We start from the raw sequence: 24,489 nt of genomic DNA, 5'->3' as shown, positions 1-24,489 counted from the left end.
ATTATGGCCCTACCAACTATTGCCATTGTAGGACGTCCCAATGTTGGGAAATCAACCCTATTTAATCGGATCGCTGGTGAGCGAATCTCCATTGTAGAAGATGTCGAAGGAGTGACACGTGACCGTATCTATGCAACGGGTGAGTGGCTCAATCGTTCCTTTAGCATGATTGATACGGGAGGAATCGATGATGTCGATGCTCCTTTCATGGAACAAATCAAGCACCAGGCAGAAATTGCCATGGAAGAAGCAGATGTTATCGTCTTTGTCGTGTCTGGTAAGGAAGGAATTACTGATGCAGATGAATACGTAGCTCGTAAGCTTTATAAGACCCACAAACCAGTTATTCTTGCGGTTAACAAGGTGGATAACCCTGAGATGCGAAATGATATCTATGATTTCTATGCTCTCGGTTTAGGTGAACCACTGCCTATCTCATCTGTCCATGGTATCGGTACAGGGGATGTGCTAGACGCCATCGTAGAAAATCTTCCAAATGAATATGAAGAAGAAAATCCAGATGTGATTAAGTTTAGCTTGATTGGTCGTCCTAATGTTGGAAAATCAAGCTTGATCAATGCTATCTTGGGTGAAGACCGTGTCATTGCTAGTCCCGTTGCTGGAACAACTCGTGACGCCATCGATACACACTTTACAGATACAGATGGTCAAGAGTTTACCATGATTGATACGGCTGGTATGCGTAAGTCTGGTAAGGTTTATGAAAATACTGAGAAATACTCTGTCATGCGTGCCATGCGTGCTATTGACCGTTCAGATGTGGTCTTGATGGTCATCAATGCGGAAGAAGGCATTCGTGAATACGACAAGCGTATCGCAGGATTTGCCCATGAAGCTGGTAAAGGGATGATTATCGTGGTCAATAAGTGGGATACACTTGAAAAAGATAACCACACTATGAAAAACTGGGAAGAAGATATCCGTGAGCAGTTCCAATATCTACCTTACGCACCGATTATCTTTGTATCTGCTTTGACCAAGCAACGTCTCCACAAACTGCCTGAGATGATCAAGCAAATCAGCGAAAGTCAAAACACACGTATCCCATCAGCTGTCTTGAACGATGTGATTATGGATGCTATTGCCATCAATCCAACACCGACAGACAAAGGAAAACGTCTCAAGATTTTCTATGCGACCCAAGTGGCAACCAAACCACCAACCTTTGTCATCTTTGTCAACGAAGAAGAACTCATGCACTTTTCTTACTTGCGTTTCTTGGAAAATCAAATCCGCAAGGCCTTTGTCTTTGAGGGAACACCAATCCATCTCATCGCAAGAAAACGCAAATAAAAAAGTAGAATCTGGAATGACATTTCCAGATTTTTTTGATAGAATGAAGGTAAAGAAAACGCTATCAAATAGAGGGGGCTGGTGATGAAACATTTGTTTAAATTGATAATCCTATTTCCCTGTTTTTACTTTTTCAGCTGGATTGAAAAGGCCAACAGAGATAGTAAATTTTCCCCATCTTATACTATTTTTACTGGATTTATATTTCCCTTTTAGCTCTGTTTAGCATGGATATGACAATTTTTTCATTCTTATTTTTCCCTTTTGTTCTAGATTATGTATCAGATGCTAGTGATTGGGGTGTTTGGTTGCTTCTGATAGTCTTATCTCTAGGCAGTGACTGGTTAACCTATATCTTTTTCAAAAACATGTTTCGCTTGAGACGGGAACTAGGACAATCTAAAGGCGGAAGGCATTGATTTATATGGTTTGTGTTGATAGGAGGTAGCTTATGACACGTCTAAAATCATTTATTACACAATATTCTAAATTCTATATTGGTTTAGTTCTGCTGATCTGGCTGGCTTTCTTCTTTGTTCCTTGGGATAAACCAGTTCTGGGAATATCTATCAATCTCTTAATCATGCAGAAAGTTTTACTAGTTTTTGGAATTCTGTCGATTTTGATGGCCTTGCTGTCCAAGAAAGTCAGTCTCTTTGTTTTTGGACTTATCTGTTGTCTTTCTCTTTGGATAAATCTATTTATCCTATTTGCGATTTTGCCGATTTTTGGCAATTAAAGTATCATAAAAATCAGAGAGGTTAGCTTGGAAACTAGCCTCTTTTTCCTTTTCAAAATGGGGATTCTTCCTTGAAAATAATCAGTAATTGTGCTAAAATTAAAAGAACATTCTAAAATATTCGGAATTTAAAGTAAGGAAAAACATGGCTAATATTTTAAAAACAATTATCGAAAATGATAAAGGAGAAATCCGTCGTCTGGAAAAGATGGCTGACAAGGTTTTCAAATACGAAGACCAAATGGCTGCTTTGACAGATGACCAACTAAAAGCAAAAACAGTTGAATTTAAAGAACGTTATCAAAATGGAGAATCACTGGATTCATTGCTTTATGAAGCATTTGCGGTTGTCCGTGAAGGTGCTAAACGTGTCCTAGGTCTCTTCCCATATAAGGTTCAGGTCATGGGGGGAATCGTTCTTCACCATGGTGACGTGCCAGAGATGCGTACAGGGGAGGGAAAAACCTTGACTGCGACTATGCCGGTATACCTCAATGCCCTTTCAGGCAAAGGGGTTCACGTAGTTACGGTCAATGAATACCTGTCAGAACGTGATGCGACTGAGATGGGTGAATTGTACTCATGGCTTGGTTTGTCAGTAGGGATTAACTTGGCTGCCAAATCTCCAATGGAGAAAAAAGAAGCCTATGAGTGTGATATTACCTACTCAACCAACTCAGAAATCGGATTTGACTACCTTCGTGATAACATGGTCGTTCGTGCTGAAAACATGGTACAACGTCCGCTTAACTATGCCTTGGTCGATGAGGTTGACTCAATCTTGATTGATGAGGCCCGTACACCTTTGATCGTATCAGGTGCTAATGCAGTTGAAACCAGTCAGCTCTACCACATGGCAGACCACTATGTAAAATCTTTGGACAAAGACGACTACATCATCGATGTACAGTCTAAAACTATTGGTTTGTCTGATTCAGGGATTGACAAGGCTGAAAGCTATTTCAAACTTGACAATCTCTATGACATCGAAAACGTAGCTCTGACTCACTTTATCGATAACGCCCTTCGTGCTAACTATATCATGCTTCTCGATATTGATTATGTGGTGAGCGAAGAACAAGAAATCTTGATCGTTGACCAATTTACAGGTCGTACCATGGAAGGTCGTCGTTATTCTGATGGATTGCACCAAGCCATTGAAGCCAAAGAAGGTGTGCCAATCCAGGATGAAACTAAGACATCTGCCTCAATCACTTACCAAAACCTTTTCCGTATGTACAAAAAATTGTCTGGAATGACGGGTACAGGTAAGACCGAGGAAGAAGAATTCCGTGAAATTTACAACATTCGTGTTATTCCAATCCCAACAAACCGTCCTGTTCAACGTATTGACCACTCAGACCTTCTTTATGCAAGTATCGAGGCTAAGTTTAAGGCGGTTGTTGAAGATGTTAAGGCTCGTTACCAAAAAGGTCAGCCTGTCTTGGTTGGTACAGTAGCGGTTGAAACTAGTGACTACATTTCTAAGAAATTGGTCGCAGCTGGCGTTCCTCACGAAGTCTTAAATGCTAAAAACCACTATAAAGAAGCCCAAATCATCATGAATGCTGGTCAACGTGGTGCTGTTACTATCGCAACTAACATGGCCGGTCGTGGTACCGACATCAAGCTTGGTGAAGGAGTTCGCGAATTGGGTGGACTTTGTGTGATTGGTACAGAACGCCATGAAAGCCGTCGTATCGATAATCAGCTTCGTGGACGTTCAGGTCGTCAAGGAGACCCAGGTGAGTCACAATTCTACCTATCTCTTGAAGATGACTTGATGAAACGTTTTGGTTCTGAACGCTTGAAGGGAATCTTTGAACGTCTCAACATGTCTGAAGAGGCCATTGAGTCTCGTATGTTGACACGTCAGGTTGAGGCAGCGCAAAAACGTGTTGAAGGAAATAACTACGATACCCGTAAACAAGTCCTTCAATACGATGACGTCATGCGTGAACAACGTGAGATTATCTATGCTCAACGTTACGACGTCATCACTGCAGATCGTGATTTGGCACCTGAAATTCAGGCAATGATCAAACGCACGATTGGTCGTGTCGTTGATGGTCATGCGCGTGCAAAACAAGATGAAAAACTAGAAGCAATTTTGAACTTTGCTAAGTACAACTTGCTTCCAGAAGATTCTATTACGATGGAAGACTTTTCAGGCTTGTCTGATAAGGCAATTAAGGAAGAGCTTTTCCAACGTGCCTTGCAAGTTTACGATAGTCAGGTTTCAAAATTACGCGATGAAGAAGCAGTTAAAGAATTCCAAAAAGTCTTGATTCTACGAGTGGTAGATAACAAGTGGACAGATCATATCGATGCCCTCGATCAATTGCGTAATGCGGTTGGACTTCGTGGTTATGCTCAGAACAACCCTGTTGTTGAGTATCAGGCGGAAGGTTTCCGTATGTTTAATGACATGATTGGTTCGATTGAGTTTGATGTGACACGCTTGATGATGAAAGCACAAATTCATGAACAAGAAAGACCACAAGCAGAACACCATATCAGTACAACAGCGACTCGTAATATCGCTGCCCACCAAGCAAATATGCCTGAAAATCTGGATTTGAGCCAGATTGGACGCAATGAACTTTGCCCATGTGGTTCTGGTAAGAAGTTTAAAAACTGTCACAGTAAAAGACAATAAAATGAGATAGTTTAGAGGCGGATACCTTGTGAAAAGTAAATTTTTACTTGGTATCCGTTTACTTTATAAGGAGATGAGTTATGGTATTTACAGCAAAAAGTCCTAAAATTAATATTGAAGAAGTTCGTGCCTTATCAAAATTAGAAGGCCAAGCTTTGGAGAGAAAATCACAGCGCGATCAAGAGCTAGAAGCCATTATACGTGGAGAAGACCAGAGGATTCTCTTGGTAATCGGGCCATGCTCATCTGACAATGAAGAAGCTGTTCTTGAATACGCTAGGCGTTTGTCAGTCCTACAAGAAGAAGTAGCAGACCGTATCTTTATGGTTATGCGTGTTTATACTGCCAAACCCCGTACCAACGGAGATGGTTACAAGGGCTTGATTCACCAGCCTAACGCGACAGAAGCGCCTAGTCTTATCAATGGAATCAAAGCCGTGCGCCATCTTCATTATCGTGTCATCACGGAAACAGGTATGACGACTGCTGATGAAATGCTTTATCCGGAAAATCTTCCGCTTGTGGATGATTTGATTTCTTACATGGCGGTTGGTGCTCGTTCAGTTGAAGACCAGCAACACCGCTTTGTGGCCAGTGGAGCAGATTTCGCGACTGGTTTTAAAAATCCAACCTCTGGAAATCTCAATGTCATGTTTAATGGGATTTATGCTGCTCAAAACAAACAAAGCTTCCTTTTTCTAGGAAAAGAAGTGGAAACAACTGGGAACCCGCTTTCGCATGCGATTCTTCGTGGAGCAATCAATGAGTATGGTAAGAATATTCCTAACTACTACTATGATAATTTGATGGATACCATTGCCCAATATGAGAAAATGGGTTTAGAAAATCCCTTTATCATCGTGGATACCAATCATGACAATTCTGGTAAGCAATACATGGACCAGATTCGAATTGTCCGCCAGACCTTGATTAACCGTGCTTGGAATGAAAAAATCAAGCAGTACGTTCGTGGCTTTATGATTGAGTCTTATCTAGAAGACGGCCGTCAAAACGAACCGGAAGTATTTGGCAAGTCTATCACAGACCCTTGTCTTGGCTGGGATAATACGGAAGCCCTCGTCAGAGAAATCTACCAAACGCTAGGAGAATAAGATGGCATTTATTGAAAAAGGTCAAGAAATTGATATTGAAGCAATCAAAGCAGAAACCCAATTGTCTGCGGAAGCCTTGCGTCTAAAAGAGCGTCGTGATAGAGAATTGGCAGACATTATTTCAGGAGAAGATGACCGTATCCTTTTGGTGATTGGTCCTTGCTCTTCTGATAATGAAGAGGCTGTCTTGGAATATGCCCGCCGTTTATCTGCCTTGCAGAAGAAGGTGGCGGACAAGATTTTCATGGTTATGCGTGTTTATACAGCTAAACCTCGCACCAACGGAGACGGCTATAAAGGTTTGGTTCACCAACCAGATACCTCTAAGGCTCCAAGCCTGATTAACGGTTTGCAGGCTGTGCGCCAGTTGCACTACCGCGTCATTACAGAGACAGGTTTGACAACGGCAGATGAGATGCTTTATCCATCAAATCTGGTTTTGGTAGATGATTTGGTCAGCTACCATGCTGTGGGGGCTCGTTCTGTGGAAGACCAAGAGCACCGCTTTGTGGCCTCAGGGATTGATGCATCGGTCGGGATGAAAAATCCAACTTCTGGAAACCTTGGGGTCATGTTTAACGGTATCTATGCCGCTCAGAACAAACAAACCTTCCTCTTTCATGGTCAAGAAGTTGAAACTTCAGGAAATCCCTTGGCTCACGTCATCCTTCGTGGTGCAGTTAATGAATATGGGAAAAATGAGCCTAACTTTTACTATGAAACTTTGCTAAATGCCATTGAACGCTATGAAGCCATGGGACTTGAAAATCCCTTTATCCTCATTGATACCAACCATGATAATTCAGGCAAGCAATATATGGAGCAGATTCGAATTGTTCGCCAGACCTTGCAAAATCGTGATTGGAACGAGAAAATCAAAAAGACGGTTCGAGGCTTTATGATTGAATCTTACCTAGCAGATGGTCGTCAAAACCAACCAGAGGTCTTTGGCTGCTCCATTACCGACCCTTGCCTAGGTTGGGAAAATACAGAGGCCTTGGTAGAAGAAATCTATGCTACCTTGACAAAATAAGTGAAAAGGATGGAGTTGGGGGAATCTCAACTCCTTTTGATGAGAATGATAGTTGGATACGGAATTGACATCGAAGAATTGGCTTCGATAGAAAGCGCAGTTACACGACATGAAGGATTTGCTAAGCGCGTGCTGACCGCTAATGAAATGGAACGGTTTAACAGTCTTAAAGGGCGCAGGCAAATAGAATATTTAGCTGGTCGCTGGTCGGCTAAAGAAGCCTTTTCCAAGGCCATGGGAACTGGTATTGGAAAACTAGGTTTTCAGGATTTGGAAGTCTTGAATAATGAACGCGGGGCGCCTTATTTTAGTCAGGCACCATTTTCAGGAAAGATTTGGCTGTCTATCAGCCACACCGATCAGTTTGTGACAGCCAGTGTCATTTTGGAGGAAAATCATGAAAGCTAGTCCACATAGACCAACCAAGGCTCTGATTCATCTGGGAGCTATTCGACAAAATATTCAGCAAATGGGGGCTCATATCCCTGAAGGAACGCTCAAATTTGCAGTGGTCAAGGCTAATGCCTATGGGCATGGGGCTGTTGCTGTTGCGACGGCTATTCAAGATGATGTAGATGGTTTTTGCGTTTCGAATATTGATGAGGCCATTGAACTCAGACAGGCTGGACTCAGCAAACGAATCCTCATTTTAGGAGTTTCTGAAATCGAAGCTGTTTCTCTTGCTAAAGAATACGACATCACCTTGACTGTGGCTGGACTGGAGTGGGTTAAAGCACTCTTAGATAAGGAAGCTGACCTAACTGGATTGACAGTCCACCTTAAGATTGACTCAGGAATGGGACGGATTGGTTTCCGAGAGGCTAGTGAAGCTGAGCAAGCTCAAGACTTGCTCCAACAACACGGTGCTCGTGTTGAAGGGATTTTTACCCACTTTGCTACTGCAGACGAGGAATCAGATGACTACTTTAATGCCCAGTTAGAACGGTTTAAAACTATTTTGGCCAGTATGAGGGAAGTTCCAGAGCTGCTTCATGCCAGTAATTCGGCAACGACCCTTTGGCATGCAGAGACTATTTTCAATGCGGTTCGTATGGGAGATGCTATGTATGGTCTTAACCCTAGTGGAGAGGTCTTGGACTTGCCCTATGACTTGATTCCGGCCTTGACCTTGGAGTCTGCTCTGGTTCATGTCAAGACAGTTTCAGCTGGAGCTTGCATGGGCTACGGAGCGACATATCAAGCGGATAGCGAGCAAGTCATCGCGACCGTGCCAATCGGCTATGCGGATGGTTGGACACGAGATATGCAGAATTTCACTGTCTTGGTAGATGGCCAAGCTTGCCCAATTGTTGGACGGGTTTCTATGGACCAAATCACTATTCGTCTGCCTAAGATTTATCCCTTAGGAACCAAAGTCACCCTCATTGGTTCTAATGGGGGCAAGGAGATTACAGCTACTCAGGTAGCGACCTACCGTGGAACCATTAACTATGAAGTGGTTTGTCTTCTCAGCGACCGCATTCCGAGAGAATATTATTAGAAAAGAAAGGAGTGGAGCATGAATCTACATCAACCCTTGCATGTCTTACCTGGTGTGGGACCAAAGTCAGCAGAAAAATACGCCAAACTAGGAATTGAAAATTTGCAAGACCTCTTGCTCTACTTTCCTTTCCGTTATGAAGACTTTAAGACTAAGCAGGTGCTTGAATTGGAGGATGGTGAAAAGGCGGTTCTTTCTGGTCAAGTTGTGACTCCTGCCAGTGTCCAGTATTATGGTTTCAAGCGCAATCGCCTGCGCTTTAGCCTCAAGCAGGGAGAAGTCGTTTTTGCGGTGAATTTTTTTAACCAGCCCTATCTAGCAGATAAGATAGAGTTGGGAGCAACTCTTGCCGTCTTTGGAAAATGGGACCGTGCCAAGGCTAGTCTAACTGGGATGAAGGTCCTGGCTCAGGTGGAAGATGACCTCCAACCTGTTTATCGCTTGGCTCAGGGAATCAGTCAAGCCAGTCTGGTCAAGGTCATCAAGACGGCTTTTGATCAGGGACTGGACCTCTTGATAGAAGAAAATCTTCCCCAGTCTTTGCTGGACAAATACAAACTCATGTCCCGTTGTCAGGCCGTTCGTGCCATGCATTTTCCTAAGGATTTGGCAGAATACAAGCAGGCCCTTCGCCGTATCAAGTTTGAGGAACTCTTTTATTTCCAAATGCAATTGCAGACGCTCAAGTTTGAAAATAGAGTTCAGGGCAGCGGTCTGGTTCTGGAGTGGTCTCAGAAAAAAGTGACGGCTGTTAAAGAAAATTTACCATTTGCCCTGACCCAAGCTCAGGAAAAGAGTTTGCAGGAAATTTTGGCCGACATGAAGTTCGACCATCACATGAATCGTCTCCTACAAGGGGATGTGGGGAGCGGAAAAACAGTAGTCGCTGGCTTGGCCATGTTTGCGGCGGTGACAGCTGGCTATCAGTCCGCCCTCATGGTGCCAACAGAAATCCTCGCAGAGCAACATTTTGAGAGTTTACAGAACCTCTTTCCAGACTTGAAACTGGCTCTCTTGACAGGTTCCTTGAAAGCTGCAGAAAAGAGAGAAGTCTTAGAGACTATTGCCAAGGGTGAGGCTGATTTGATTATTGGAACCCACGCTCTGATACAAGATGGAGTGGATTATGCTCGTCTTGGCTTGATTATCATCGATGAGCAGCACCGTTTTGGTGTGGGGCAAAGGCGTGTTCTGAGAGAAAAAGGCGACAACCCAGATGTCCTCATGATGACAGCGACTCCCATACCACGAACCTTAGCCATCACAGCCTTTGGCGATATGGATGTTTCCATTATTGACCAGATGCCAGCAGGCCGAAAACCTATTGTGACACGCTGGATCAAACATGAGCAACTACCTCAGGTCTTGACTTGGTTAGAGGGGGAAATCCAAAAAGGTTCTCAAGCCTATGTCATCTCTCCCTTGATTGAAGAATCAGAAGCTCTGGATTTGAAAAATGCTATTGCCTTATCAGAGGAGTTGACAGCTCATTTTGGAGGCAAGGCAGAGGTGGCTCTTCTACATGGTAAGATGAAGAGTGACGAAAAAGACCAGATTATGCAGGAGTTCAAAGAGAAAAAAACGGATATTCTAGTTTCGACAACGGTTATCGAGGTTGGGGTTAATGTTCCAAATGCGACAGTTATGATCATCATGGATGCCGATCGCTTCGGTCTCAGCCAGCTTCACCAGCTCAGAGGTCGTGTGGGTCGGGGAGATAAGCAGTCTTATGCAGTGCTCGTTGCTAATCCCAAGACGGATTCTGGGAAAGACCGCATGCGCATCATGACAGAAACCACCAACGGATTTGTCCTTGCGGAGGAAGATTTGAAAATGCGGGGTTCAGGTGAAATTTTTGGAACCAGACAGTCAGGTCTTCCAGAATTCCAAGTAGCTGATATTATCGAAGATTTTCCGATTTTAGAAGAAGCCAGAAAGGTTGCTAGCTACATTAGTTCTATTGAAGGCTGGCAAGAGGATCCAGAGTGGCGCATGATTGCCCTTCATTTAGAGAAGAAAGAACACCTAGATTAAGCTTTCTCTAAGGAAAACTTAAGCTAGCTTTCAGGTTTGCCCCTTATACTAGAGTCATCAAAAAGAAACGAGGACTCTCACATGACAGTAACGATTAAAGTAAATTACCAAACCACTTTCCAAAAGAAAGAAGCAAAAAAATAAGATTGAAGAGAAGGAAGAAAGAGCGAAATGCTCTTTTTTCGTTTTTAAAACTACTTTTAGTTTGTAAGATTAAAGGAAGAAAATCTAAATTCTTTTTCTATTTATCCTTCTTTCTTGCATTGATTACTTAGATATGCTAGAGTGGTGATAGCGATTACAAAATAAAAGGAGCATGCTATGAAAAATCCAGCTTTGTTAGAAGAAATCAAGACTTATAGAGGAAGGGATGAGGTTCCGGAAGACTTTGATGCTTTCTGGGATGAGGAAGTGAAAAAAGTTTCAACTCTTCCAGCCTACCAGTTGGAGGAAAGCAATTTTCACATTCCTCAAGTTAAGTGCTATGAGTTAACGTTTGAAGGAACCAATGAAGGCAAGGTTTATGCACGCGTCGTTCTTCCAAAGAGTGAGGAGAAGGTTCCACTAATCTTCCATTTCCATGGTTATATGGGACGTGGCTGGGACTGGGCTGACATGCTGGCCTTCACCGTGGCTGGTTACGGTGTTGTTTCCATGGATGTGCGGGGACAGTCAGGTTATTCACAGGACGGTTTGCGTTCTCCTTTAGGAAATACGGTTAAGGGACATATTATCCGTGGGGCTGTGGAAGGTCGGGATCATCTCTTCTATAAGGATGTTTATCTGGATATTTACCAGTTGGTTGACATTATTGCTAGTCTGCCCGAGGTGGATGAGAAGCGCCTTTCTAGCTATGGTGCCTCACAAGGAGGGGCTCTAGCTCTAGTTGCAGCAGCTCTCAATCCTCGAATTGAGAAAACTGTTGCCATCTATCCTTTCTTGTCAGACTTCAGACGGGTGCTTGAGATTGGGAATACTAGCGAGGCTTACGACGAACTTTTTCGTTATTTCAAGTTTCATGACCCCTTCCATGAAACTGAGGAGGAGATCATGGCGACCCTTGCTTATATCGATGTGAAAAATCTTGCCCATCGTATCAAGGGTGAGGTTAAGATGATTACGGGCTTGGACGATGATGTTTGCTATCCTATTACCCAGTTTGCGATTTACAACCGTCTGACCTGCGATAAGGCCTATCGCATCATGCCTGAGTATGCTCACGAAGCCATGAATGTCTTTGTCAATGACCAAGTCTACAACTGGCTCTGTGGTAGTGAGATTTCTTTTAAGTATATAAAGTGATGAATGAGAGAGCCCAGTAGCTCTCTTTTTGTTATAAATGTTGAAAGTACTTTTAAAAATATTAAAATATTAAAATATTACTGAAAGTAAAATCTATTCTATGGCAAGCTCGAGATAAACCTATGACTTTATTGTATAATAAAGAAAAAGTGTCTAGGAAAGGAGTGAGAGAGCTACTGTTTGGATTGCAGCTAGCTAAATGTTGAAAGAGAGAAGGAGAGCAACTCTCGTTTATTAATTGCTTTCTTGTGTTTTCCTATGATGGGGAGTAAAAATTTTAAAGCAAAAAGAAAGCGCTTTATTTTTTGTGAAATTGAAAGGTAGAAAGATGAATCAGAAGAATTTTGATAGAAAACAAAGATATGGCATTCGTAAATTTGCAGTGGGTGTAGCATCTGTAACCATTGGTGCTGTGGTGTTTGGAGTAAATCCTGTATTGGCAAATGAACAAGGAAACTCAACTGTAACTGCAGCTGAAAATAATAATCAAGGTTTATCAGAATTACCAAAAGAAGCTTCTTCAGGAAGTCTTGCAAATTTAGATAGTGAATTAGCTGGAAAATTGGCAACAGCGAAAGACAATGGTGTGGAAGTTGATCAGGATAAGTTGAAGAAAAATGAGACTACTGAAGCAGAGGCGACCACTCCAACAAATACACCTGCAGCTGAAAATACACCAGCTCCTACTGATAAACCGGAAGGAGATTCTACAACTACAGAAGCCAGTAACAAGGACCAAGATAAAGAAGAAGAGGGAGTTATTCCTCGAGATTATTATGCTAGAAACATCGAAAATGCAACTCCAGTAGTGGAAAAAGAAGATGTTGAAACAAATTCGAAAAATGGTCAGCGTGTAGACTTAGCCAGTGAATTAGATACATTGAAGAAGCTTCAAAATGCGACTATTCATATGGAATTTAAGCCAGATGCAAAAGCTCCAGCATTTTATAATCTATTTTCAGTATCTAGTGATAAGAAAAAAGATGAGTACTTCACAATGGCTGTTCTCAATAATACAGCCTTAATTGAAGGACGTGATGCAAATGGAGCACAATTTTATGATAAATATACGGATGCTCCATTGAAAATTAAGCCTGGGCAGTGGAATTCGGTTACCTTTACTGTAGAAAGACCAAATGCAGACAATCCAGAAGGAAAAGTTAGACTTTATGTAAACGGTGTTTTATCGCGTACCAGCTTGAAATCTGGTAAATTTATCAAGGATATGCCAGATATTACCCATGCTCAACTTGGTGCAACAAATCGGGCAGGGAAATCAGTTTGGGGAGCAAATTTACAGGTTCGTAATTTGAGTGTTTATGATCGTGTATTAACTCCAGAGGAAGTTCAAAAACGGAGCCAATTGTTTGAGAGATCTGATTTGGAACAAAAGCTACCAGAAGGGGCTAAAGTTACTGAAAAACAAGATGTCTTTGAAGGTGGTATGCATAATAAACCAAATAAAGATGGTATCAAGAGTTATCGTATTCCTGCTCTTCTTAAAACTGATAAAGGAACCTTGATTGCTGGTGCTGACGAACGCCGCTTACACCAATATGACTGGGGTGATATCGGTATGGTCGTTAGACGAAGTGAGGATAAGGGGAAGACATGGAGTGACCGAGTAACGATTACAAATTTACGAGACAATCCAAAAGCCTCTGATCCATCAATCGGTTCACCAGTGAACATCGATATGGTTTTGGTTCAAGATCCTGCAACAAAACGAATTTTTTCTATCTATGATATGTTCCCAGAAGGGAAAGGAATCTTTGGAATGGCTGCTCAAAGAGAAGAAGCCTATAAACAAATCGATGGCAAAACTTACCAAATTCTCTACAAAGAAGGCGAAGAAGGTTCCTATACAATACGCGAAAATGGCATAGTTTATAGTCCAGATGGGAAAGCAACCGATTATCGTGTTGTTGTAAACCCAGTTAAACCAGCTTATAGCGATAAAGGTGATTTGTATCAAGGGGATCGACTATTAGGAAATATTTATTTCACAAGCAATAAAACGTCTCCATTTAGAGTTGCTAAGGATTCTTATCTATGGATGTCTTACAGTGATGATGATGGTAAGACTTGGTCAGCTCCTCAAGATATTACCCCAATGGTAAAAGCTGATTGGATGAAATTCTTAGGGGTTGGGCCTGGAACAGGAATTACTCTTCATACCGGACCTCATAAAGGTCGAATCATTGTACCTACTTATACAACTAATCAGACCAACCACTTAAACGGTTCTCAATCATCTCGGATTATCTACTCAGATGACCATGGTAAGACTTGGCATATGGGAGGTGGTGTGAATGACCATCGTACGCTGACTGATGGCACTGTGATTGACTCAAGTACCATGAGTAATTATTATGCTCAAAATACCGAGTCCTCTGTTGTACAGTTAAATAATGGAGATCTCAAGCTCTTCATGCGTGGCTTGACAGGGGACCTTCAAGTTGCTACTAGTAAAGATGGTGGAGTAACTTGGGAAAATGATATAAAACGTTATGCGGATGTCAAGGATGTTTATGTTCAATTGGCTGCTATTCATACGATGCATGATGGAAAAGAGTATATTGTTCTTAGTAATGCAGGTGGACCAGGACGTTTCAACGGTTTGGTACACTTAGCCCGTGTCGAAGAAAATGGAGAGCTGACTTGGCTTAAGCATAACCCTATTCAAAGTGGTAAGTTTGCCTACAATTCTATTCAAGATCTCGGGAATGGCGAATATGGATTGCTTTATGAGCATGCAGATAACAACCAAAACGAATATACCTTGTCTTATAAGAAATTTAATTGGGATTTCTTAAGCAAGGATATGGTTTCTCCAACCGAAGCAAAAGTTACACATGCAGTTCATATGGGGCAAGGTATTATTGCCATGGAATTTGATTCAGAAGTATTGGTCAATCAAGCACCAACTTTACAACTTGCAAATGGTAAGACAGCTACGTTTATGACACAGTATGACACAAAGACTCTATTGTTTACAGTAGATCCTGAGGATATTGGTCAAAAAGTTACAGGCTTAGCAGAAGGAGCTATCGAAAGTATGCATAATTTGCCTGTTTCAGTAGTTGGTTCTAAAATTACTCATGGTGTAAATGGAAGCGAAGCTGCGACAAATGAAGTTCCAGAATTTATAGGTGGAGTTAATGGTGAAGAAGGAGCAGTAACTGAAGAAGTTCCTGAATACACAGGCCCATTAGCTACAGCAGGGGAAGAAGCGCCAACAGTAGAAAAACTAGAATTTACAGGTGGAGTTAATGGCGAAGAAGGAGCAGTTGCGGCAGAAGTTCCTGAATATACAGGCCCATTAGCGACAGAAGTAGAAGAAGCACCAACAGTAGAAAAGCCAGAATTTACAGGTGGAGTTAATGGCGAGGAGGCTGTAGTAACTGAAAAAGCTCCTGAATATACTGGTTCTCTTGCAACAGCAGGAGAAGAAGCCCTTGTTACAGAAGTTTCTGAATATACAGGTCAATTGGCAACAGTAGGAGAAGAACCAGCTCCAACAGTAGAAAAAACGGAATTCACAGGAGGCGTAAACGCGGTTGAAGCAGCGGTCCATGAACTTCCGGAATTCACAGGAGGCGTAAATGCAGTTCTAGCGGCTTCAAATGAGGTTCCTGAATATACCGGAGGTGCTAATTTTGTCTTGGCAGCTTCAAATGAGGTTCCTGAATATACCGGAGGTGCTAATTTTGTCTTGGCAGCTTCAAATGACCTTCCTGAATATAAAGGAGGTGTCAATGGCTCTGAGGCAGCAGTCCATGAAGTGCCAGAGTACAAGGGAGAAACCAAACCAGTCTTAGTAGCTGCAAACGAAGGTCCAGCTAAGAAGTTATCTCTTGGACAAGATGCTACTTATCAAGCACCAGCGGCTAAACAAAACGAGCTACCAAATACTGGAAGTAAAGAAAACACAACCCTTATTTCTATAGGATTAGTGGCAGGTCTCTTATCTGTCTTTACATTAGGAAAGAAACGAAAAGAAGACTAGACTAGGTCTTGAATAAAATGAATTTAGCTCATTGTTAATGATAAAAGAGATGGCCCATTTGAAAGATGGCTATCTCTTTTTATCATTTTAGATACTAAGCGAATTGAAAATAAGACAGTGCTGAAACTACTTTCAGAAACAGCTGTTCTATAAAATACTTTTGAAACTGAAATCTATTCTACCACAAAGTATTGAAAGCGCTTTAAAAATAATATATAATGAACTCATAAGAACAAAGAAAAGGAGGAAAGAGGATGCCACAGATTACTAAAGAAGCCTTGATTGCACAAATCAAAGATGGAATCATCGTTTCTTGTCAGGCCCTTCCTCACGAACCGCTCTATACAGAAGCGGGAGGAGTCATTCCCTTGCTGGTCAAAGCGGCTGAGCAGGGTGGAGCAGTCGGTATCCGAGCAAATAGTGTTCGCGATATCAAGGAAATCAAGGAGGTCACAAGCCTTCCAATTATTGGGATAATAAAACGAGATTATCCACCACAAGAACCATTCATCACGGCTACTATGAAAGAAGTTGATGAATTGGCAGAACTTGATATAGAGGTCATTGCTCTGGATTGTACCAAGCGTGAACGCTATGATGGTTTAGAGATTCAAGACTTCATTCGTCAGGTTAAGGAAAAATATCCTAACCAGCTCTTGATGGCTGATACAAGTACTTTCGAGGAAGGATTGGCAGCCGTTGAAGCAGGAATTGACTTTGTCGGAACAACCTTATCAGGATACACATCTTACAGTCCTAAAGTGGATGGTCCCGATTTTGAATTAATCAAAAAACTCTGTGATGCTGGTGTAGATGTCATTGCAGAAGGAAAAATTCATACACCAGAACAAGCCAAACAAATCCTAGGATATGGAGTGCGAGGTATTGTTGTTGGTGGCGCTATTACTAGACCAAAAGAGATCACAGAACGCTTTGTTGCTGGTCTCAAATAACACAATCTCAAAACAGAGGAGAGTGGTTGATGCGTCGGATAAAATGAAAACGTATACAAATGCAAAGAACTCATTATCCAATATGGATACGCTTATCAATTAGGAGAATACAAATGAAATTTAGAAAACTAGCTTGTACAGTACTTGCGGGTGCTGCGGTTCTTGGCCTTGCTGCATGTGGAAATTCTGGCGGAAGTAAAGATGCTGGAAAATCTGGTGGAGATAGCGGAAAAACAGAAATCACTTGGTGGGCATTCCCAGTCTTCACTCAAGAAAAAACTGGTGACGGTGTTGGAACATATGAAAAGTCAATCATCGAAACTTTTGAAAAAGCAAATCCAGATGTAAAAGTGAAATTGGAAACCATCGACTTTAAGTCAGGTCCAGAAAAGATTACTACAGCTATCGAAGCAGGTACAGCTCCAGACGTACTTTTTGACGCACCAGGACGTATCATCCAATATGGTAAAAATGGTAAATTGGCTGACTTGAATGACCTCTTCACAGATGACTTTGTTAAAGATGTCAACAATGAAAACATCGTAAAAGCAAGTAAAGCTGGAGACAAAGCTTATATGTATCCAATCAGTTCAGCACCATTCTACATGGCCATGAACAAGAAAATGTTGGAAGATGCTGGAGTTGCGAACCTTGTAAAAGAAGGTTGGACAACTGATGATTTTGAAAAAGTTTTGAAAGCGCTTAAAGACAAAGGCTACACACCAGGTTCATTGTTCAGTTCTGGTCAAGGGGGAGACCAAGGAACACGTGCCTTCATCTCAAACCTTTACGGCGGTTCTGTAACAGATAAAGATGTAACAAAATATACAACTGATGATCCTAAATTTGTCAAAGGTCTTGAAAAAGCAGCTGGCTGGATCAAAGACGGTTTGTTGAACAATGGTTCACAATTTGACGGTGGAGCAGATATCCAAAACTTTGCCAACGGTCAAACATCTTACACAATCCTTTGGGCGCCAGCTCAAAACGGTATCCAAGCTAAACTCTTGGAAGCAAGTAAAGTAGAAGTGGTAGAAGTACCATTCCCATCAGATTCAGGTAAACCAGCTCTTGAATACCTTGTAAACGGATTTGCAGTATTCAACAACAAAGACGACAAGAAAGTTGCAGCATCTAAGAAATTCGTTCAATTCATCGCGGATGACAAAGAATGGGGTCCAAAAGACGTTGTTCGTACAGGTGCCTTCCCAGTTCGTACTTCATTTGGAAAACTTTATGAAGATAAACGTATGGAAACAATCAGTGGTTGGACTAAATACTACTCACCATACTACAATACAATTGATGGTTTTGCAGAAATGAGAACTCTATGGTTCCCAATGTTGCAATCAGTTTCAAATGGCGATCAAAAACCAGCGGATGCTTTAAAAGCCTTCACTGAAAAAGCTAACGAAACAATTAAAAAAGCTACAAAACAATAAGCACTGAATCAGATTGACTCCTCCCTTTTCCCTGTGCATAATCTATGTAAGAAAAGGGAGGATTTTATTTGAAATATCAGAAACTGTCACGAAATTAAAATGAAGTTCTTACATAAGCGAATCTTAAAAAATTTCATTTTGATTTTAAAACAGTTCAAGAAAATCCAAAATATTTTATTTGTGAAAGAGAGGTGCCGACTGTGAAAGTCAATAAAATTCGTATGCGGGAAACAGTGATTTCCTACGCTTTCCTAGCACCAGTGTTATTCTTCTTTGTCATCTTTGTATTGGCTCCTATGATTATGGGATTCATTACAAGTTTCTTTAACTACTCAATGACTAAATTTGAGTTTGTGGGCTTGGACAACTACATTCGCATGTTTAAAGACCCTGTCTTTATGAAGTCTTTGATTAATACCGTTATTCTGGTTATTGGATCGGTTCCGATTGTTGTGCTATTCTCACTCTTTGTAGCATCTCAGACCTATCATCAAAATGCCATTGCCAGATCCTTCTATCGTTTCGTCTTCTTCCTTCCTGTTGTAACAGGTAGCGTTGCCGTAACAGTTGTTTGGAAATGGATCTATGACCCACTATCAGGGATTCTAAACTTTGTCCTTAAGTCAAGCCATATCATCAGCCAAAACATTTCTTGGTTGGGAGATAAAAACTGGGCTTTGATGGCGATTATGATTATCCTTTTGACTACATCTGTTGGTCAGCCGATTATCCTTTATATCGCTGCTATGGGGAATATTGACAATTCATTGGTGGAAGCAGCTCGGGTTGATGGTGCGACTGAATTGCAAGTTTTCTGGAAGATTAAATGGCCTAGCCTCCTTCCAACAACACTTTACATCGCAATCATTACAACAATCAACTCATTCCAGTGTTTCGCCTTGATTCAGCTGTTGACATCTGGTGGTCCAAACTACTCAACAAGTACACTTATGTACTACCTTTACGAAAAAGCCTTCCAATTGACAGAATACGGTTATGCAAACACTATCGGTGTCTTCTTGGCAGTGATGATCGCTATCGTAAGCTTTGTTCAATTTAAAGTACTTGGAAACGACGTAGAATATTAAAGAAAGGAGACAGCTATGCAATCTACACAAAAGAAACCTTTAACAGCTTTTACTGTTATTTCAACTATTATCTTGCTCTTGTTGACCGTGCTGTTCATCTTTCCATTCTACTGGATTTTGACAGGTGCCTTCAAATCACAGCCTGATACCATTATGATTCCGCCACAATGGTTCCCTAAAATGCCAACCATGGAAAACTTCCAACAACTTATGGTGCAAAACCCTGCTATTCAGTGGATGTGGAACTCTGTGTTTATTTCATTGGTAACAATGTTCTTAGTTTGTGCGACCTCTTCTTTGGCAGGTTATGTACTAGCTAAAAAACGTTTCTATGGCCAACGCATTCTCTTTGCCATCTTTATCGCTGCCATGGCACTTCCAAAACAAGTTGTCCTTGTACCATTGGTACGTATCGTCAACTTCATGGGAATTCATGACACTCTTTGGGCAGTTATCTTGCCTTTGATTGGATGGCCATTTGGGGTCTTCCTCATGAAACAATTCAGCGAAAACATCCCAACAGAATTGCTTGAATCAGCTAAAATCGATGGTTGTGGTGAGATTCGTACTTTCTGGAGCGTAGCCTTCCCAATTGTGAAACCAGGATTTGCAGCCCTTGCAATCTTTACCTTCATCAATACTTGGAATGACTACTTCATGCAGTTGGTTATGTTAACTTCACGTCAAAACTTGACCATCTCACTTGGGGTTGCAACTATGCAAGCTGAAATGGCAACCAACTATGGTTTGATCATGGCAGGTGCCGCTCTTGCAGCAGTTCCAATCGTAACAGTCTTCCTAGTCTTCCAAAAATCCTTCACTCAGGGTATTACTATGGGAGCGGTCAAAGGATAATACTCTGCGAAAATCGAATTCAAACTATGTCAGCGTCACCTTGCCATACTTAAGTATTGCCTGCGGTTAGCTTCCTAGTTTGCTCTTCAATTTTCATTGAGTATAAGAGAATACAGAGTTATAAGTGTCTACAAAATGTTGGGTATTTGCTTACCTTAGAGATTTTGTTAGACACTTATCAACTTAAGAATGATTTTAGTTAACTATCAGAAACGAAGGAAAGAGTATGATTTTTGACGATTTGAAAAACATCACCTTTTACAAAGGAATTCATCCCAATCTAGACAAGGCTATCGACTATCTCTACCAGCATCGTAAAGATTCATTTGAATTAGGTAAGTATGAGATTGACGGGGACAAGGTCTTTCTAGTTGTTCAGGAAAATGTCCTCAATCAAGCTGAAAATGATCAATTTGAGCATCATAAGAACTATGCAGACTTGCATTTGCTGGTAGAAGGACATGAATATTCGAGCTACGGTTCACGTATCAAAGACGAGGCAGTAGCATTCGACGAAGCAAGTGACATTGGCTTTGTTCATTGTTATGAACATTACCCACTCTTGTTGGGTTATCACAATTTTGCGATTTTCTTCCCAGGAGAACCTCACCAGCCAAATGGCTATGCAGGTATGGAAGAGAAGGTTCGCAAATATCTCTTTAAAATTTTGATTGATTAAAAAATCAGGAGGAGCAAACATGGCACAAAAAGGAGTAAGCCTTATCAAGGCAGCATTTGATACAGATAACTTTCTCATGCGTTTTAGTGAGAAGGTCCTGGATATCGTGACAGCCAATCTTCTTTTTGTCGTCACTTGTTTGCCCATCGTGACGATTGGAGTAGCTAAAATTAGCCTCTACGAGACTATGTTTGAGATTAAGAAGAGCAGACGTGTACCTGTCTTTAAAATCTATCTAAGAGCTTTCAAGGAAAATCTGAAACTAGGTCTTCAGTTAGGTCTGCTTGAGTTGGGCATTGTCTCATTAAGCCTTCTAGACCTCTATCTCTTCTGGGGTCAGACAGCTATGCCTTTCCAAATGGTAAAAGCTATTTGTCTAGGTATTCTTATCTTCCTCACTATCGTGATGTTGGCTAGCTATCCAATCGCTGCACGCTATGATTTGACTTGGAAAGAAGTGCTGCAAAAAGGACTTATCTTGGCAAGTTTTAACTTTCCTTGGTTCTTCCTCATGTTAGCCATTCTCTTTCTTATTGTGATGGTTCTTTATCTGTCCGCCTTCAGTTTACTTTTAGGTGGCTCAGCCTTCCTGCTTTTTGGGTTTGGACTCTTGGTCTTTATCCAGACTGGATTGATGGAGAAAATTTTCGCAAAATACCAATAGGATGGCTTGTTTCTGAAACTACTTTCAAGTCATAAACATTTCAAAATGCATATCGAAACTAAAATCTAAGTGTACACAAGATATTGAAAGCGTTTTTCACAAGGTGTATACTAAACACGTAAAGAATAAATCCTGCTCTTAGCAGAAAAAAAGAAAACTTAGGAGAAAATCTATGTCAGATTTAAAAAAATACGAAGGTGTCATTCCAGCCTTTTACGCATGTTATGATGATCAAGGAGAAGTAAGTCCAGAGCGTACACGTGCCTTGGTTCAATACTTCATTGATAAAGGTGTTCAAGGTCTCTATGTCAATGGTTCTTCTGGTGAGTGTATCTACCAAAGCGTTGAAGACCGCAAATTGATTTTGGAAGAAGTCATGGCAGTTGCCAAAGGGAAATTGACCATCATTGCTCATGTTGCTTGCAACAATACCAAGGACAGTATGGAACTTGCTCGCCACGCAGAGAGCTTGGGTGTAGATGCCATTGCAACGATTCCACCGATTTACTTCCGCTTGCCAGAATACTCAGTTGCTAAGTATTGGAACGATATCAGTTCTGCAGCTCCAAATACAGACTACGTGATTTACAACATTCCTCAATTGGCAGGGGTTGCTTTGACTCCAAGCCTTTACACAGAAATGTTGAAAAATCCTCGTGTTATCGGTGTGAAGAACTCTTCTATGCCAGTTCAAGATATCCAAACCTTTGTAAGCCTTGGTGGGGAAGACCATATCGTCTTTAACGGTCCAGATGAGCAGTTCCTAGGTGGCCGTCTCATGGGTGCTAAAGCTGGTATTGGTGGTACTTATGGTGCCATGCCAGAACTCTTCTTGAAACTCAATCAGTTGATTGCTGACAAAGATTTGGAAACAGCGCGCGAATTGCAATATGCTATCAACGCTATCATTGGTAAACTCACTTCTGCACATGGAAATATGTACGGTGTCATCAAAGAGGTCTTGAAGATCAATGAAGGACTGAACATTGGTTCTGTTCGTTCACCATTGACACCAGTGACTGAAGAAGATCGTCCAGTTGTAGAAGCAGCTGCAGCCTTGATTCGCGAAACCAAGGAGCGCTTCCTCTAATCTATAAGGAGGTATTTATGACACACTACGTTGCAATTGATATCGGTGGAACCAACATCAAATATGGTTTGATTGACCAAGAAGGCCAACTTGTTGAATCACATGAAATGCCAACAGAGGCGCATAAGGGTGGTCCTCATATCTTACAAAAGACCAAAGATATCGTAGCCAGTTATTTAGAAAAGGGTTCAGTAGCAGGTGTTGCTATTTCTTCTGCAGGGATGGTAGATCCAGATAAGGGGGAAATTTTCTATGCTGGGCCTCAAATCCCTAACTACGCAGGCACCCAGTTCAAAAAGGAAATCGAAACTAGCTTTGCAATTCCTTGTGAAATTGAGAATGACGTCAACTGTGCAGGTCTTGCTGAAGCGGTATCTGGTTCAGGCAAGGGAGCGAGTGTGACACTTTGCTTGACCATTGGAACCGGTATCGGTGGTTGCTTGATTATTGATGGGAAAGTCTTCCATGGTTTTAGCAATTCAGCCTGCGAAGTCGGTTATATGCATATGCAGGATGGAGCGTTCCAAGATTTGGCTTCTACAACAGCTTTAGTGAAATATGTAGCTGAAGCACATGGAGAAGATGTTGATCAGTGGAATGGCCGACGTATCTTTAAGGAAGCCACTGAAGGCAACAAGATTTGTATGGCTGGTATTGACCGTATGGTAGACTATCTAGGAAAAGGTCTGGCAAATATTTGCTACGTTGCTAATCCAGAAGTGGTCATTCTCGGTGGCGGTATCATGGGACAAGAGGCTATCCTCAAACCCAAGATCCGCAAAGCCTTGAAAGAGGCTTTGGTGCCAAGCCTTGCTGAAAAAACACGATTAGAATTTGCCCATCATCAAAATACAGCAGGTATGTTGGGAGCTTATTATCATTTTATACTCAATGAAAATCAAAGAGCAAACTAGGAAGTTAGCCGTAGGCAGTACTTGAGTACGACAAGGCGAAGCTGACGTGGTTTGAATTTGATTTTCGAAGAGTATTAAGACAAAACAATCCTAGTTTGGCTAGACCAAACTAGGATTTTCTTACACGTTTTTGTCTACGATAGCCATTGAGTTTTTTATTTTCCCAATAGCTATTAAAGATTTTCTCCTTGCTTTCACGATTGATTTCCAAAAAGTAGGCATAAATCAAATCAATAAAGAAGAGCATAGGAAGTTGAGCGGATATTCGTTGAATGTAGGAAGGCTGGCTGTGGCTGGCTACAAGAACAGTCTCCGTATAGGCCTGACTATCTTTATTGGGAACACTTGTAAAGAGTACAGTCTTTGCACCCATCTCCTTAGCGTCCAATAGACTATCTAAAATAGAAGGAGTTGAGCCAGAGAGTGAGAAACCAAGTACTAGACAATTTTCATCCATAATGCTGGTTGTCCAGGCAAAACCGTCTTGGTCGGTTAAAGCCTCGCAGACCACACCCAGACGCATGAAGCGCAATTTCATTTCACGAGCGACAAGTCCAGAACTACCTGTTCCAAAGAAGTAGACACGATCAGCATCTTCGATTAACTGGGCGATTCGTTCTAGTTGTTCTTCGTCAATCAAGTCCTGTGTTTGTTCCCGCATGTGACTATAGCTTCGAAGAACTCGGTTGGTTAAAGGACTATGATTGTGAGAATGAGTCTCCTGTTTCTTTGCTTGGTGCAGGTATTGGAAAATAAATTCTCTATAGCCTGTAAAACCACACTTTTTAGAAAAGCGGGTCAGAGCAGCTTGAGAGATATGTAATTTTTGAGTGACCTGTTGGGAGGAAAGGTCATCTTGAATGGTTTCAGCTTGCAAAAAATAACGAGCGATTTCTTGCTCTAAATCTGTTAATTCTTCAAAATGAAAATCGATAATGGATGCAATGTCTGGCTTATTCATGGGGCTCCTTTTCATGAGTCAACCGCTTAGAAGTTGACAATTCCCTAACTATTATTATCATTATATCATAGAAGAATAGATAAAAACATAAAAAGCCATTTTCAATTAAAAGTCAAAAAAAGGTATCGATTTTTCTAAGA

General features: G+C 41.4%; 19 protein-coding genes and 1 pseudogene. 19 read left to right on the top strand and 1 reads right to left on the bottom strand.

What is annotated here, in order from left to right:
• Window positions 1-3 precede the first annotated feature (3 nt).
• The 19 genes and pseudogenes from der to D8845_RS05735 all read left to right on the top strand — a co-directional run bounded on the left by der (window position 4) and on the right by D8845_RS05735 (window position 23,388).
• Window positions 4-1,314, top strand: coding sequence for a ribosome biogenesis GTPase Der (der, locus tag D8845_RS05835; protein WP_001207696.1), 1,311 nt, complete (start codon window positions 4-6; stop codon window positions 1,312-1,314).
• A gap of 84 nt (window positions 1,315-1,398) precedes the next feature.
• Window positions 1,399-1,733: pseudogene (locus tag D8845_RS10460) on the top strand (hypothetical protein).
• Window positions 1,734-1,765: 32 nt separating this feature from the next.
• The gene (locus D8845_RS05825) at window positions 1,766-2,053 is read left to right on the top strand and encodes a hypothetical protein (protein ID WP_049488300.1); all 288 of its coding nucleotides are present in this window, start codon (window positions 1,766-1,768) and stop codon (window positions 2,051-2,053) included.
• A gap of 145 nt (window positions 2,054-2,198) precedes the next feature.
• Window positions 2,199-4,712, top strand: coding sequence for a preprotein translocase subunit SecA (secA, locus tag D8845_RS05820; protein ID WP_125452808.1), 2,514 nt, complete (start codon window positions 2,199-2,201; stop codon window positions 4,710-4,712).
• 80 nt (window positions 4,713-4,792) lie between these two features.
• Complete coding sequence (locus D8845_RS05815) at window positions 4,793-5,824, top strand: 3-deoxy-7-phosphoheptulonate synthase (protein ID WP_125452807.1); 1,032 nt, start codon at window positions 4,793-4,795, stop codon at window positions 5,822-5,824.
• 1 nt (window position 5,825) lies between these two features.
• A complete protein-coding gene (locus D8845_RS05810) occupies window positions 5,826-6,857 on the top strand; it encodes a 3-deoxy-7-phosphoheptulonate synthase (protein WP_125452806.1) in 1,032 nt (343 codons plus the stop codon).
• A gap of 45 nt (window positions 6,858-6,902) precedes the next feature.
• Window positions 6,903-7,265: a holo-ACP synthase gene (gene acpS / locus D8845_RS05805; protein ID WP_221762779.1), complete on the top strand. Its 363-nt coding sequence runs from the start codon at window positions 6,903-6,905 to the stop codon at window positions 7,263-7,265.
• Window positions 7,255-8,358 carry an alanine racemase gene (alr, locus tag D8845_RS05800; protein ID WP_125452804.1) on the top strand — a complete coding sequence of 368 codons (1,104 nt, stop codon included), beginning with the start codon at window positions 7,255-7,257 and terminating at the stop codon, window positions 8,356-8,358. The genes acpS and alr overlap by 11 nt, the downstream gene beginning before the upstream one ends.
• Before the next feature lie 18 nt (window positions 8,359-8,376).
• Window positions 8,377-10,392: an ATP-dependent DNA helicase RecG gene (gene recG, locus D8845_RS05795; protein ID WP_125452803.1), complete on the top strand. Its 2,016-nt coding sequence runs from the start codon at window positions 8,377-8,379 to the stop codon at window positions 10,390-10,392.
• Window positions 10,393-10,713: 321 nt separating this feature from the next.
• Entirely contained in the window at window positions 10,714-11,694 is a 981-nt protein-coding gene (locus D8845_RS05785; protein WP_125452802.1) for an acetylxylan esterase, read from the top strand.
• Window positions 11,695-12,022: 328 nt separating this feature from the next.
• A complete protein-coding gene (locus D8845_RS05780) occupies window positions 12,023-15,703 on the top strand; it encodes an SIALI-17 repeat-containing surface protein (protein WP_125452801.1) in 3,681 nt (1,226 codons plus the stop codon).
• A 254-nt stretch (window positions 15,704-15,957) separates the two neighbouring features.
• Window positions 15,958-16,656, top strand: coding sequence for an N-acetylmannosamine-6-phosphate 2-epimerase (locus D8845_RS05775; RefSeq protein ID WP_125452800.1), 699 nt, complete (start codon window positions 15,958-15,960; stop codon window positions 16,654-16,656).
• A gap of 113 nt (window positions 16,657-16,769) precedes the next feature.
• The gene (locus tag D8845_RS05770) at window positions 16,770-18,098 is read left to right on the top strand and encodes an ABC transporter substrate-binding protein (protein ID WP_125452799.1); all 1,329 of its coding nucleotides are present in this window, start codon (window positions 16,770-16,772) and stop codon (window positions 18,096-18,098) included.
• 221 nt (window positions 18,099-18,319) lie between these two features.
• Entirely contained in the window at window positions 18,320-19,186 is an 867-nt protein-coding gene (locus D8845_RS05765) for a carbohydrate ABC transporter permease (protein ID WP_173306856.1), read from the top strand.
• A gap of 15 nt (window positions 19,187-19,201) precedes the next feature.
• Window positions 19,202-20,041 (top strand): carbohydrate ABC transporter permease, encoded by an 840-nt coding sequence (locus D8845_RS05760; RefSeq protein ID WP_125452797.1) that lies wholly within the window; start codon window positions 19,202-19,204, stop codon window positions 20,039-20,041.
• A 226-nt stretch (window positions 20,042-20,267) separates the two neighbouring features.
• Complete coding sequence (locus D8845_RS05750; RefSeq protein WP_125452796.1) at window positions 20,268-20,720, top strand: YhcH/YjgK/YiaL family protein; 453 nt, start codon at window positions 20,268-20,270, stop codon at window positions 20,718-20,720.
• A 19-nt stretch (window positions 20,721-20,739) separates the two neighbouring features.
• Complete coding sequence (locus D8845_RS05745; RefSeq protein ID WP_125452795.1) at window positions 20,740-21,384, top strand: YesL family protein; 645 nt, start codon at window positions 20,740-20,742, stop codon at window positions 21,382-21,384.
• A 172-nt stretch (window positions 21,385-21,556) separates the two neighbouring features.
• A complete protein-coding gene (locus D8845_RS05740; RefSeq protein ID WP_001281499.1) occupies window positions 21,557-22,474 on the top strand; it encodes a dihydrodipicolinate synthase family protein in 918 nt (305 codons plus the stop codon).
• A gap of 17 nt (window positions 22,475-22,491) precedes the next feature.
• Window positions 22,492-23,388: an ROK family protein gene (locus tag D8845_RS05735; RefSeq protein ID WP_125452794.1), complete on the top strand. Its 897-nt coding sequence runs from the start codon at window positions 22,492-22,494 to the stop codon at window positions 23,386-23,388.
• Between the two features lie 109 nt (window positions 23,389-23,497).
• Here D8845_RS05735 and D8845_RS05725 read toward each other — a convergent pair whose 3' ends face one another.
• Window positions 23,498-24,349 carry a MurR/RpiR family transcriptional regulator gene (locus tag D8845_RS05725; protein ID WP_125452793.1) on the bottom strand — a complete coding sequence of 284 codons (852 nt, stop codon included), beginning with the start codon at window positions 24,347-24,349 and terminating at the stop codon, window positions 23,498-23,500.
• Between the last annotated feature and the right edge of the window lie 140 nt (window positions 24,350-24,489).

The sequence above is a fragment of the Streptococcus mitis genome (genome assembly GCF_003942865.1).
GTDB lineage: Bacteria > Bacillota > Bacilli > Lactobacillales > Streptococcaceae > Streptococcus > Streptococcus mitis_BI.
This window is presented reverse-complemented; position numbering and strand designations above follow the sequence as displayed.